Below are 12232 nucleotides of genomic sequence, written 5' to 3'. Positions count from 1 at the left end.
ACCCCGGTGCGACGGCATGATCACCGTCGAGCGCGAGGTCGTTGTCGAGCGTCCGCTGCCGAATGTCTTCGCCTACCTCACCGACTTCACCAACACCGAGCAGTGGGACCCGGGAACGATCTCGACAGTCCGCACGGACGGCGACGGGCCGCTCGTCGTCGGTGCCGCCTTCCGCAACGTGTCCGAGTACCGCGGACGGCGCACCGAACTCGACTACCGCATCGCCCGCCTCGACCCGGACGAGCACCTGACGTTCACGGGCGTCAACAAGACCGTCGAGAGCACCGACGACATGAGCTTCCGGGCGGAGCACAGCGAGGACGGCGAACGCACGGTCCTGACGTACCGCGCGCACTTCCGTTTCAAGGGCCTCGCGCGGCTGGCCGAACCGTTCCTGCGCAAGGGCTTCGAGCCCATCGCGGACGACACCGTCATCCAGCTCAAGCGAACCCTCGAGGCCGTCGTCTGACGGACGGCGCTACTCGGGTGCGACGGCCTCGACGAGGTTGCCCTGCGGGTCACGGACGATCGCGTTGAACTCGCCGCGACGGTAGAGCGGCCACCGCCGCGGTGCGGAGTGCTCCGCGCCGCCCGCGTCCAGTGCCGCCGCGTGGAACGCCTCGACGGCCTCGCGAGTCGCAGCACGCAGCCCGACGTGGACGCCGCACGTCGCCACCTCCGAGGTCACCACCCAGACGAGGACCCGCCCGTCCGGCTCGCCCCAACCGGCCGCCTCGAGCTCGGCGTCGTCCTCCTCCTCGTCGACGAGCTCGGCGAGACGGACGAGACCGAGCGCCGTCAACGCGGCCTCGTAGAAGCCCACGCTGCGCGTCAGGTCGGTGGCGGCGATCGTGACGTGATCGAGCGGTGCGGTCACCACGGAATACTGGCACGGTGCCCCGCAGCCCACGACAGAGCAGCCAGCCACCGACCGCCCTGACCATTGCCGGCTCCGACTCCGGCGGCGGCGCCGGCGTCCAGGCCGACCTGAAGACCTTCCTGGCCTGTCGGGTGCACGGCATGTCCGCGATCACCGCGGTCACCGTCCAGAACTCGCTCGGTGTGTCGGACTTCCACGAGCTGCCGCCACAGGCCGTCGCCGACCAGATCGAATCGGTGGCGGTCGACATCGGGGTCGACGCCGCCAAGACCGGCATGCTGGCGTCGGCCGCGATCATGGCCGCGGTGGCCAAGGCCGTGACGCGGCTCGGCATCAGCCCGTTCGTCGTCGACCCCGTGGCCGCGTCCCAGCACGGCGACGCGTTGCTGCGCCCGGACGCCTTCGCGGCGCTGCGCGACACCATCGTCCCGCTGGCCACGTTGATCACCCCGAACCTCGGCGAGGTCAAGCTGCTCACCGGGATCGATGTGCGCACCCGCTCGGACATGGACGACGCAGCCCGGGCCCTGCTCGGGCTCGGGCCACGCGCGGTGCTGGTGAAGGGCGGGCACCTGCCGGACGGCGACGCGGTGGACGTGCTGTACGACGGCACCACCTGGACCGAGTTCGCGGCCCCGCGCCATACGACCGCGCACACCCACGGCTCGGGCGACACGCTGGCCTCGGCGACCACGGCGGCCCTGGCCCGCGGGGCCTCGCTCGTCGACGCGGTGCGCGAGGGCAAGGCGTTCGTCACGGCCGCGGTCGGGAACTCGTTCCCGCTCGGGGCCGGGCTCGGCCCGGTCGGTCATTTCTGGCGCATCAGGGACTGGCCCGAACCCCGTTCCTGATCACGCGGGCCCCCACCTCCCTCACGCGAGTGGTGGGTCTTTCGTCGAGTGGCGGGATATAACCCACCACTCGAGGAGAAAGCCACCACTCGACGGACCTGAGGTGGGTGTGTCGGCGTGCGGGCGGACGTCAGACGGCGCGCAGGCGGGCGGCGAAGGCGGCAGCGGCGGCACCCGGGTCCTCGGCGTCGGTGACGGCCCGCACGACGACGGCGCGCCGGGCGCCGCGCGCGATGACCTCGTCCAGCCGGTCGAGCGTCTCGATGCCGCCGATGGCGAACCACGGACGCGCGTCCTGCTGCGCGCTCGCGTGGGTCAGTAGTGACGGGCCGGCGGCCGGGCGGCCGGGCTTGGTCGGGGTCGTCCACGTCGGGCCGCAGCAGTAGTAGGCGACGCCGTCCTCGACGCGGGCGGCGTCGGCCTGGTCCGGCGAGTGCGTCGAGCGGCCGATGAGGACGTCCGGCCCGACGATGTCCCGGGCGACCGCGACGGGCAGGTCGTCCTGGCCCAGGTGCAGCACCGGTGCGCCGGCGGCGCGGGCCACGTCGGCTCGATCGTTCACCGCCCAGAGCGCACCGTGTCGCTGCGCGGCCGCCGCGAACGTCTCGAGCAAGCGCAGCTCGTCGCGGGCCTCGAGCCCCTTCTCGCGCAGTTGCACGACGTCGACGCCGTTGCGCAGCACCGTGTCGAGGAAATCGGCGAGATCGCCGGTGCGCGAGCGCGAGTCGGTGCACAGGTACAGGCGGGCGTCTTGCAACAAAAGCACGGCCTCACTCCGTTCGGGCCGGCACGCCGCTGTGCCCCCGGTTCGTTCCGCAAGCGTCTCTCACAATTGCCCAGCGTAGGGTTGGCGTCGCAACGGGAGCTCGCCACGGGGCGGGCTGAGAGGGCCAGCGGGCCGACCGTCGACCTGATCCGGGTAATACCGGCGCGAGGGAGCACATGTCGGACGTCGTCATCGTGGGCGCGGGTGCCATCGGCGCCGCCGCCGCGTGGCGCTGCGCGCAGCGCGGCCTGACCGTCACGCTCGTCGACCCCGATCCACGTCGCGGCGCGTGGCACACCGCGGCCGGCATGCTCGCGCCGATCACCGAGCTGCAGTACACCGAGACGCCGCTGTTACGACTGAACCTCGACTCGCTCGCGCGGTGGCCGTCCTTCGCCGCCGAGCTGTCCGCGGAGTCCGGGCTGCCCACCGGCTTCCGCGAGACCGGCACCGTGGCGGTCGCGTGGGACGGCGCCGATCTCGCCGCGCTGCGCGACCTGCATGACTTCTCGCACCGCCTGGGCGTCGAGGCCGAGCTGGTCGGCGGCCGCGAGCTGCGCGCCCTCGAACCGGCCGTCGCGCCGGGGCTCCCGGGAGGCCTGCTCGCGCCCGGCGACCATCAGGTCGACCCTCGCCTGCTGCACGACGCGCTGCTCGAAGCCGGCCGCCGACGAGGTGTGACCTTCGTTGCATCGACGGCGGCAGTGATCACTGAAGGTGATCGTGCCGTCGGGGTGCGCCTCGACGACGGCACCGTGGTGTCGACCGGGAGCGTCGTGCTCGCTGCCGGGTGCTGGTCGGCCACGGTCGAGGGCCTGCCGGCCCGGGTCGCACCCGGGGTACGGCCGGTCAAGGGTCAGACGCTGCGGCTGCGGCTGCCCGGGCCACCCGTGATCCAGCGCGTCGTGCGCGGCGCGGTGAAGGGCACGCCGATCTACGTGGTGCCGCGGGCCGACGGGCGCCTGGTCGTCGGCGCCTCCACCGAGGAGGCGGCGTTCGACCGGACCCCGCGTGCCGGCGCCGTGTACGAGCTGCTGCGCGACGCGATGTCGCTGGTGCCCGAGCTCGGCGAGGCCGCCCTCGACGAGGTCTGCACCGGCCTGCGACCCGGCTCCCCCGACAACGCCCCGTTCGTCGGCGCGGCCGCGCTCGACGGCCTCGTGCTCGCCACCGGCCATCACCGCAACGGTATTTTGCTGTCCCCCGTCACCGCCGACGGCGTCGCCGGCCTGGTCGCCGACGGCAACCTGCCGGGCGTCCTCGAGCCGTTCGCGCCCGGCCGCTTCGCGCCCGCTGAGACCGAGCTCGTCACCCACGGAGGGCCGGCATGACCATCGTGCTCAACGGCAAGCCTCGCGACGTCGCGGACGGCAGCACCGTCGGCGCCCTCATCCTCGCCGAGACGGGATCGGCGCGCGGCAGCGCCGTCGTGCTCGACGGCGCCGTCGTGCCGCGTTCGGAGTGGGACGACACGCTGCTCGTCGCGGGCGCCGACGTCGAGCTGATCACGGCGGTGCAGGGTGGCTGAGCACGACCCGTCCGCGCGTCACGACCCCTTCGTCGTGGCCGGCGTCGAGCTGAGCTCCCGGCTCATCCTGGGCACCGGCGGGGCTCCGAGCCTGCACGTGGTCGACGAGACGCTGCGCGCCTCCGGGACGGCGCTGTGCACTGTGGCCATGCGCCGCGTCGACGCCTCGAGCAGCGGCACCATCCTCGACGTCATCGACCGGGCGGGTGTCCGCGTGCTGCCCAACACGGCCGGCTGCCGCACCGCTCGCGAGGCCGTCCGGACCGCGCAGCTCGCCCGGGAGGCGCTCGAGACCGACTGGGTGAAGCTCGAGGTGGTCGCGGACGAGCGCACCCTGCTGCCCGACCCGATCGAGCTGCTCGACGCCGCGCAACTGCTGGTGGCGCAGGGGTTCCGGGTCTTCCCGTACACCAACGACGACCCCGTCCTCGCGCGGCGACTCCAACAGGCCGGCTGCGTCGCCGTGATGCCGCTGGGCTCGCCGATCGGCACCGGGCTCGGCATCGCCAACCCGCACAACATCGAGCTCATCGTCAGCGAGGCCACCGTGCCCGTCGTCCTCGACGCCGGCATCGGTACCGCCTCGGACGCCGCGCTGGCCATGGAGCTCGGCTGCGACGCCGTGTTGCTGGCCTCGGCGGTCACCCGCGCGCAGGACCCCACTGCCATGGCCGAGGCCATGAAGGCCGCCGTGCACGCCGGGCGCCTCGCGCGCCGCGCCGGCCGCATCCCGAAGCGCGTCCACGCCCAGGCGTCGTCACCGACCGAGGGCATGGCCGTCCTGTAACGCACACCGCGGGAGCTCGGGACCGTCCCGGGCTGAGAGGGCCACCAGGCCGACCGCCGAACCCGCCGGGTAATGCCGGCGCAGGGAGACACGCATGACGACGCTCGACGACCGCACCACCCCGCCGACCGCACCGCCCGACGAGGCGCCGCTGACGCTCGACCAGCCCGCCGGCCGCTCGCTGCGCCTCATCGACCAGATGGGCATGTGGGGCAACCTGGGCGTCAGCCTGCTCGGGTTCACCGGCGCGATCTACGTGCTGTACCCGGTCGGCGACACCCCGATCTCGCTCGGGGCGGCGCTGTTGGCGCTGCTCGTCGGCACCGTGCTCGGCACCGCGGCGGTGGCGGTCGCCGCGGTGCCCGGCACGGTCACCGGCTCGCCGGCCATGGTGCTGCTGCGCGGGCTGTTCGGAGCGCGTCTCTCGTGGCTGCCCACCCTGCTCAACGTCGTGCAGCTGCTCGGCTGGACGACGTTCGAGATCGTCACCATCAGCACCGCGCTGCACCAGATCACCGGCAGCGTCCCGCGCTGGGTCTACGTCGTGCTGGCCGGGGTCGTGACCACCGCGCTGGCCCTGCGCCCGCTGGGCTGGATCCGGTTGCTGCGCCGCTACGTCACCGTTGCCGTCGTCATCGCGCTCGTCTACCTGGCCGTGCAGCTGCTGCGCAATCCGCTGCCCCCGCTGGGCCACGGCCCCTGGACGGGCTTCTGGATCGCCGTCGACTCGGTGATCGGTGTCGCGGTGTCGTGGGTGCCGGTCGCTGCCGACTACACCCGGCACTCGAGATCGACGCGCGACACGGTGGTCGGCACCTTCGTCGGGTACTCGCTGAGCCAGCTCGCCTGCTACGCCATCGGGCTGGTCGCGCTCGTCACCGTGGCCCAGGGTGACGACGGCCGGATCTTCGGTGCCTTCATGGCCATTCCCGTCGGCACGGTGGCGTTCGCCGTCCTGGCCATCCGCGAGATCGACCAGTCCTTCGTCGACGTGTTCTCGGCGGCCGTCTCGGTGCAGAACGTGCGCCCGCGCTGGGACCGGCGCCTGCTCGCGCTGCTGCTGGGCACGCTGTGCACGGTGCTGGCCCTGGCCCTGGACATCGCGAACTACCAGTCGTTCCTGCTGCTCATCGGCTCGTTGTTCGTCCCGCTGCTCGGCGTGTTCGCCGTCGACTGGTTCGTGGTCTCCCGGCGCTCGTGGGACCTCGGCGAGAACGCACCCCTGCGCCTGGCCATGGTGCTGCCCTGGGCCATCGGTTTCGTGGTCTACCAGCTCGTCAACCCCGGGACCCTCGGGCCGTGGTCGCGGATGTGGCACACGGTCCAGGGATGGCTCGACTTCACCCCCACGAACTGGATGAGCGCATCCCTGATCTCCTTCGCCGTGGCCGCCGTCGTTACGCTGCCGGTCGGACTGGTCGAGAGGAGACTCCGTGCTGCTGCATCCCGAGGTCGCTGAGGCGCTCGACGCCGGGCGTCCCGTCGTGGCGCTCGAGAGCACGATCATCAGCCACGGGCTCCCCCGCCCCGACAACCTGCGCATCGCCCGCGAGATCGAGGACGCGGTGCGCGCCGGTGGGGCGGTCCCCGCCACCGTCGCCGTCGTCGACGGCCAGGCCCGCATCGGTCTCGACGACGCCGCCCTGGACCGCGTCGCGTCCGACCCCGACGTCGACAAGGTGTCCGTGCGCGACATCGCCGTCGTCGCGGCCCGCGGCGGGGTGGGCGCGACGACGGTGGCGTCCACCGCGCACCTGGCCGCCCGCGCCGGCATCCGCGTGTTCGCCACCGGCGGGCTCGGCGGCGTCCACCGCGGGGCCCGCGACACCTGGGACGAGTCGGCCGACCTCACCACCCTGTCGCGCACGCCCGTCCTGGTCGTCTGCGCCGGTGTGAAATCCATCCTCGACGTCGGGGCGACCCTGGAACGGCTCGAGACCCTGAACGTCGGCGTGCTCGGGTACCGCACCGACCGCTTCCCGGGTTTCTATCTGCGCGACAGCGGCCACGGCCTGTTCTGGACGGCCGAGACACCCGGCCAGGTGGCCGACGTGCTGCGGCAGCAGGACGCGTTGAACAGCGCCGGGTACGGACTGGTCCTGGCCAACCCGATCGGCATCGCCGACGAGCTCGACCACGAGCTGCACGACCGCACCCTGCACGCCGGCCTCGCCGCCGCCCACCAGGCCGGCGTCACCGGCAAGGACGTCACCCCGTTCCTGCTCGACTTCTTCCACCGCGAGACGCACGGTGCCTCGCTGGCCGCCAACGTCGCCCTGGTGCTCGGCAACGCGCGGCTCGCGGCCGAGGTCGCCGCGGCCTACGCGAGCTGACGTGCCGCCCCACGTCGTCTGCGTCGGCGACCTCATGGTCGACGTCCTGGCTCGGCTGCCGGGGCCGTTGGCGCCCGGATCGGACACCCCGGCCTCGGTGCGCCTGCTCGGCGGCGGCGCCGCGGCCAACGTCGCCTGCTGGCTGGTCGCTGCCGGGGCCCACGCCACCTTCGTCGGCCGGGTCGGCGACGACGTCGCGGGTCGGCAGGCCCTGGACGGACTGACGTCGGCCGGCGTCCGGGCGCACGTCTCCGTCGACGACCGACGACCCACCGGGACCTGCGTCGTGCTGGTCGCCCCCGATGGCGAACGGACGATGGTGCCCGACGCCGGTGCCAACGCGGGCCTCGGCGAGGTGGCGGTCGAGCTGCCGGACGACGCCGACGCCCTGTACGTGTCGGGGTACGCGCTGCTGGGCGAGGGTTCGCGCCCCTTCGCCGTCGAGGCCATCCGGGAGGCGCGGGCACGTGGCTGGGTCGTCGTCGTGGACGCCGCGTCCGCGGCCCCGCTGGCCGCCGACCCCGGTTTCCTCGACCGGCTCGGGCGCGACGTGCTGGTGCTCGCCAACACCGACGAGGCGGTCGTGCTGACCGAGCTCGACGACGCCGCGGCCGCCGCGCAGTCGATCGCGCTGCGCACCGGGCGGGCGATCGTCAAACGCGGCGCGGCCGGCGCGGTGTGGTCCGACGCCTCAGGGGTGCGGTCGGTGCCCGCGGCGCGCACGGAGGCCGAACCGGTCGACACCACCGGGGCCGGGGACGCGTTCGCGGCCGGCTTCCTCGCGAGTTGGCTCGACGGTGCACCGGTGAATTACGCCTTGACCGAGGGCGCTGCTCTCGGCGCACGCGCCGTCGGCCAGGTGGGCGCCCGACCCTGATCCGCGGCGCGGCTCAGGCGCTGCGGCGCCCGCCGGTCATCGGCAGCTGGGACGTCAGCAGCGAGAACCACATCGTCTTGCCCGGCCGGCGCTTCGACGTCGAGATGCCCCACGATGTCGCCAGCTGGTCGACCAAACGCAGGCCGCGCCCGTGCGGCTCGTTCGGGGCCGGCGACCCGACGGCCGGCTTGCCGGGACCGTCGTCGCTGACCTCGACCCGCATCGCGCGACCGGCGATGGTCAGCGTGACGGTGAACGCGGTCGCAGCGTGCAGGATGCAGTTGGTCGCCAGCTCGGAGACCATGAGCTCGGCACGGAAGACCGCCTCGGCCGGTTGGCCGACCATGGCCTCGGTGACGAACGTGCGCGCGGCCGGCACCGACGTCGCCTCCGCCGGTAGGCGGCACTCGCGCCTCACGACGTCACCGGCGACACGGGCGACACCGGCGACACCGGCGACACCGGCGACACGGGCGGGACCACCGATGTGTCGGTGATCGGCAGGACCGTCGTCAGGCCGGACAGCTCGACGAGCCGCCGCACCGGCGGAGACGGGTTGACGAGCGCGACGGTCGCGACCGACTCGGCCACCTGCAACAGGACACCGATCCCGGAACTGTCCATGAAGCCGACGCTGCTGAGGTCGAAGCCGACCGCGCGCGGCGACGTCGTCAGCACCTGTTCGACGTGCTCGTTCAGGACGGGCAGCGACGACAGGTCGACGTCGCCGACCAAACACAGCTCGCAGGACCCGCGCCCGTCGTGTCGCTCGGTCACGGTGAGGGTCGACTCCTCGCCGGTGGTCACGCGTGCACCTCCGCGGCCCGGTGTTCCATGCGCAGGGCGAGCACGGCGGTGTCGTCGTCCGATCCCGCCGGCGTCATCTCGGCCAGGAGGGTGGACACCATGCCCTCGACGGTTCCGCCCGTCCGTGCCGCCACGGATCGCAGCCGGGCCAGGCCGTCGTCCAGGGTCTCGTCACGGCGTTCGACGAGGCCGTCGGTGTAGGCCAGCAGGGTGGCCCCGAGGGGCAGCTCGACGGTGACGGACCGGAACGGCCCGGTGTGGCGGATTCCGATCGGCGGGCCCAGCGGTGCGTCGATGAAATGTGACCCGTCCCGGTGGACCAACAGCATCGGCAGGTGGCCCGCGCTGGCCACCGTCAGCGAGCCGGTGCTGACGTCGAGCAGGCAGCACACGACGGTCGCGAAGTGCCGGTCGCGCCGCATGGTCAGCAGGTTGCCGAGCAGGTCGAGCACCGTGGCCGGGCTGTGCCCTTCGCGGGCGTACGCGCGGATGGCGAAGTGCAGCGCGGCCATGACCGAACCGGCCTCGAGGCCGCGACCCGAGACATCGCCGACCGCGAAGAAGACGTGGGTGTCGTCGACCGGGACGACGTCGTACCAGTCGCCGCCGATCTCGATGCCGTTGACGCCGGGACGGTAACGCGCGGCGAGCTGCACGCCGTCGACGAGGGGCAGCCCGTCGGGGATGAGCGCGCGTTGCAGCGACTCCGCGATCCCGCGCTGATCGCGCAGCAGGCCGTCGATCTCGGCCGTGAGCGCCTCGGCGCTGCGGCGGCGTCGTACCAACCGATCCGTGAGCAGGCCGGCGCCCACCGCCACCGCCGTACCGAGCAGCAGCACCACCCACCATCGCCGGTCGGCGGCCCGGCCGGCCAGCGGCCCCTTGGCCCCGGTCACCAGGGTGAGGGTCGCGGTACCGAACGGGACGGTGGTTCGGGCGGTGTGGCCCGACAACCTCGCGGTGGAACCGCTGGTCAGCAGCAGGTGACGCGCGTCGGTCGTGCGTCCGAGGTACAGCGCGAAGCGCAGCCCGTACAGCGGCGAGCTGTTCGAGACCGTCGATCGCAACCGGTACCGCAGCGGTGATTCGATGTAGACGACGTACCGCGTGGCCGCCGGCGACGAGCCGTACCCGTAGCCGAACATCGTCGTGGTCCCGGTGAGCAGGCCGTTCACGGCGATGGTGTCGGCGGTCGACGCCCACCGGACGAAGGTAGTGGCCTTCGCTCCGGTTCGGCCCAGCTCCGGTGGCCGCCCCACCGTCGACACGAGGCGGACATCCGAACTGGTGACCGACCACAGCGTGAGCGACTCGAAGCGGTTCTCGCGAGCCATGAAGCGAGCGACGTAACGACGGAAGCTCAGCGAGTCGCCACCGGTGCCCGCGGCGATCTGGGCCGCCGAGGCGAGCGGGGTGGCCAGGTTCTCGACGTTGGACTGAACCAGCGTCCCGGCCTGCCGCGTCTGCAGGTGGAGCAGGCGGTTCTCGTTCGCGTCGTCGACCAGGTCGACGGTGATCGCGAGGACCGCCGTGAGCGCCAGGATGACGGTCGCAGCCATGACACCGAGCAGGGTGGGCCGACGGCTGCTGCGCGCGGGTGCGCCCGCCGGGCGATCATGGGTCAGCCTTCGGTGCCGGCGCGCCCACACGGGGCGCGCGAGGAGGCGACGGCGCACCACGAGCTCGGCCACCGCAGCTCCCCTCGCGTCACCGGTGGTGACCCGTCGGTCGAGCACCTCACGCAGGGTGCACGGGCCGGTGGGTGGGTGTCCAGACGCGACGCGCGCAGTCTGCCCGATAGTGCGACAAACGCCGGAAATTTCGTACCCGAAACAACGCGCTCGGGAGACTCAGTCGCCCTTGGTGTAGGTAAGGTCGGCGCCGACGAAGCGTCCCTGCAGGCCGGTGGCGTCCGCCGTCAACGAGCGGACCTTGATGTCGAAGGGCAGCCCGTCGAACGGGATGGTCACGTCGAAGAGCTTGTTCAACGCACTCGAGACGAGCCCGAGGCTGTCGCCGGCACCGTTGATGGAGGACTTGCCGAACGTCAGCGCCCCGTTCACGAGTTGGGGCAGCACCGAGATGCTCGGCGAGACCGTGCCGACCACCGGCAGATCGAAGGACTTGGACGCCCGGATGCGATGGTTGCCGGCATAACGCACGGTGATGCCCAGCCGGCGGCTCAGGTCGGCGTAGGAGATGGTCGCGTGGGCGGTGGCGCTGTTGACGTGGAAGGTCGAGAAGTCGCGCGACACCGTCAACTGGTTGAGGTCGACGTGCAGACGGGAGATGCGCACGGTGCGCCGGGCCACGGGCAGGTCGTCCGCGTCGACGCTGACGTGGTCGTACTTGCCCCGCGCGAACTGCGTCAGGAACGGCACCCCGTCGATCGACACGTCGGGGCGGGACGTGAGGTGCTGCGAGGACTTGAGGTTGTCGGCCGCGATCCGCTCGGCGACCAGGTCACCACCGCGGTCCAGGACCACGAGCAGGACCACGAGCACGAGCAGGATCACGACGATCCGGCGCAACCACGGGCTCCGCCGACGGGCCGCGGGACGCCGGTCCAGCGCGGCGTCGGCCTCGGGTGACGTCATCCGCAAGACGTACCCAATCGCTGTCGGTGGCACGCGGCAGACTCGTCCGCACGCCGCGTGCTCGACCTCCAGGTCGCCGACGCCGGGTGACCGGACTCAGGCGCTCCGCTCGGCAGCGGCCGGGTCCACGGGCTGAGGGTTGCGGCCCGCGAGCGCGAACGGCGCCCCGGCACGGACCTCCACCATCACACGCTTCGTCAACGCCGCCGCGCTCTCGCCCTCCTGCGGCTGGCCGCCGGCGGGTTCGAAGAACTGCGCCCGGATGCGCGGGCGTCTGGGGAACCGGACGATGTCCACCGCACCGACGACCCGCAGCCCCACGACGTGCGCCGACGGCACGGCGAGCGCCAGCCGGCCGGCCCCGCTCAGCGCCCTCATCTGCCGGCCGCGGGAGATGGTGCCCTCGGGGTAGACGCCGATGCAGGCGCCGGCCTCGAGTTCCTCGATGGCCCGGCTCAGTGCTGCCGCGTCCCCGCGCCCGCGCTCGATGGGGATCTGACCCATGTGGTCGAGCACCCAGGACACGATCGGGTTGCCCCACAACGACGACTTGGCCAGGGCCCGGATCTGTCGCCTCGGGGCAGCCAGACCGCCGATCAGCGGGTCCCAGTGGCTGTCGTGGTTGCTGAACAGCACGGCGGGCCCGGGGCGGTCGAGCAGCTCGGCACCGGTCACCTCCAGGCGGCCCCACCACTTCACGAACGGCGTCGCGATCCACATGACGATCCGGTAGACGGGGGCGACGCGGCGCGGCTTCACGACGTCAGCATCGCATCTCTCGCTGAGCGTGCGCGCGACGCCCGCCG

At 72.7% G+C, this 12232-nt stretch carries 15 protein-coding genes and 1 riboswitch; of the genes, 8 read left to right on the top strand and 7 right to left on the bottom strand.

All coding sequences use genetic code 11. The features are described 5' to 3' along the window. The first annotated feature begins 16 nt into the window (after positions 1-16). Positions 17-469, top strand: coding sequence for an SRPBCC family protein (locus ACFFCA_RS06575; RefSeq protein ID WP_375483008.1), 453 nt, complete (start codon positions 17-19; stop codon positions 467-469). 9 nt (positions 470-478) lie between these two features. On the opposite strand, the gene ACFFCA_RS06570 is transcribed toward ACFFCA_RS06575, so the two are convergent. Continuing rightward, positions 479-877: a VOC family protein gene (locus ACFFCA_RS06570; protein ID WP_375483006.1), complete on the bottom strand. Its 399-nt coding sequence runs from the start codon at positions 875-877 to the stop codon at positions 479-481. Between the two features lie 17 nt (positions 878-894). Here ACFFCA_RS06570 and thiD point away from each other — a divergent pair, with 17 nt between their 5' ends. Then, positions 895-1731 (top strand): bifunctional hydroxymethylpyrimidine kinase/phosphomethylpyrimidine kinase, encoded by an 837-nt coding sequence (gene thiD / locus ACFFCA_RS06565; protein WP_375483004.1) that lies wholly within the window; start codon positions 895-897, stop codon positions 1729-1731. Positions 1732-1861: 130 nt separating this feature from the next. Here the strand turns inward: thiD and thiE are convergent, their stop codons facing one another. After that, positions 1862-2497 (bottom strand): thiamine phosphate synthase, encoded by a 636-nt coding sequence (thiE, locus tag ACFFCA_RS06560; RefSeq protein WP_375483003.1) that lies wholly within the window; start codon positions 2495-2497, stop codon positions 1862-1864. A gap of 82 nt (positions 2498-2579) precedes the next feature. Next, positions 2580-2685, top strand: a riboswitch (TPP riboswitch). Between thiE and thiO the strand changes: the two genes are divergently transcribed. The 6 genes from thiO (at position 2674) to ACFFCA_RS06530 (ending at position 8022) form a co-directional block, all read left to right on the top strand. Continuing rightward, positions 2674-3828 (top strand): glycine oxidase ThiO, encoded by a 1155-nt coding sequence (gene thiO / locus ACFFCA_RS06555; RefSeq protein ID WP_375483001.1) that lies wholly within the window; start codon positions 2674-2676, stop codon positions 3826-3828. (Overlaps the previous riboswitch by 12 nt.) After that, the gene (gene thiS, locus ACFFCA_RS06550) at positions 3825-4025 is read left to right on the top strand and encodes a sulfur carrier protein ThiS (RefSeq protein ID WP_375482999.1); all 201 of its coding nucleotides are present in this window, start codon (positions 3825-3827) and stop codon (positions 4023-4025) included. Before thiO ends, thiS begins: the two co-directional genes overlap by 4 nt. Further along, positions 4018-4812, top strand: a complete 795-nt coding sequence (locus ACFFCA_RS06545; RefSeq protein WP_375482997.1) for a thiazole synthase — start codon at positions 4018-4020, stop codon at positions 4810-4812. The genes thiS and ACFFCA_RS06545 overlap by 8 nt, the downstream gene beginning before the upstream one ends. Before the next feature lie 94 nt (positions 4813-4906). Next, positions 4907-6271, top strand: a complete 1365-nt coding sequence (locus ACFFCA_RS06540) for a purine-cytosine permease family protein (RefSeq protein WP_375482995.1) — start codon at positions 4907-4909, stop codon at positions 6269-6271. Continuing rightward, complete coding sequence (locus tag ACFFCA_RS06535; RefSeq protein WP_375482993.1) at positions 6246-7145, top strand: pseudouridine-5'-phosphate glycosidase; 900 nt, start codon at positions 6246-6248, stop codon at positions 7143-7145. Before ACFFCA_RS06540 ends, ACFFCA_RS06535 begins: the two co-directional genes overlap by 26 nt. A gap of 1 nt (position 7146) precedes the next feature. After that, complete coding sequence (locus ACFFCA_RS06530; RefSeq protein WP_375482991.1) at positions 7147-8022, top strand: carbohydrate kinase family protein; 876 nt, start codon at positions 7147-7149, stop codon at positions 8020-8022. A gap of 13 nt (positions 8023-8035) precedes the next feature. Here ACFFCA_RS06530 and ACFFCA_RS06525 read toward each other — a convergent pair whose 3' ends face one another. The 5 genes from ACFFCA_RS06525 to ACFFCA_RS06505 form a co-directional block, all read right to left on the bottom strand. Next, a complete protein-coding gene (locus tag ACFFCA_RS06525; RefSeq protein ID WP_375482989.1) occupies positions 8036-8440 on the bottom strand; it encodes an ATP-binding protein in 405 nt (134 codons plus the stop codon). Then, entirely contained in the window at positions 8437-8829 is a 393-nt protein-coding gene (locus ACFFCA_RS06520) for an anti-sigma factor antagonist (RefSeq protein WP_375482987.1), read from the bottom strand. The genes ACFFCA_RS06525 and ACFFCA_RS06520 overlap by 4 nt, the downstream gene beginning before the upstream one ends. Continuing rightward, positions 8826-10388 (bottom strand): PP2C family protein-serine/threonine phosphatase, encoded by a 1563-nt coding sequence (locus tag ACFFCA_RS06515; RefSeq protein ID WP_375482985.1) that lies wholly within the window; start codon positions 10386-10388, stop codon positions 8826-8828. Before ACFFCA_RS06515 ends, ACFFCA_RS06520 begins: the two co-directional genes overlap by 4 nt. Positions 10389-10679: 291 nt before the next feature. Beyond that, a complete protein-coding gene (locus ACFFCA_RS06510) occupies positions 10680-11426 on the bottom strand; it encodes a DUF2993 domain-containing protein (protein ID WP_375482983.1) in 747 nt (248 codons plus the stop codon). 96 nt (positions 11427-11522) lie between these two features. Then, on the bottom strand, positions 11523-12185 hold the full coding sequence (locus ACFFCA_RS06505) for a lysophospholipid acyltransferase family protein (RefSeq protein WP_375482981.1): 663 nt from the start codon (positions 12183-12185) through the stop codon (positions 11523-11525). Positions 12186-12232: the final 47 nt, after the last annotated feature.

The sequence above is a fragment of the uncultured Jatrophihabitans sp. genome (assembly GCF_964252635.1).
Taxonomy (GTDB): Bacteria; Actinomycetota; Actinomycetes; order Mycobacteriales; family Jatrophihabitantaceae; genus Jatrophihabitans.
The sequence above is the reverse complement of the archived record's forward strand: the minus strand, read 5'-3'. Positions and strand labels throughout refer to the sequence as shown.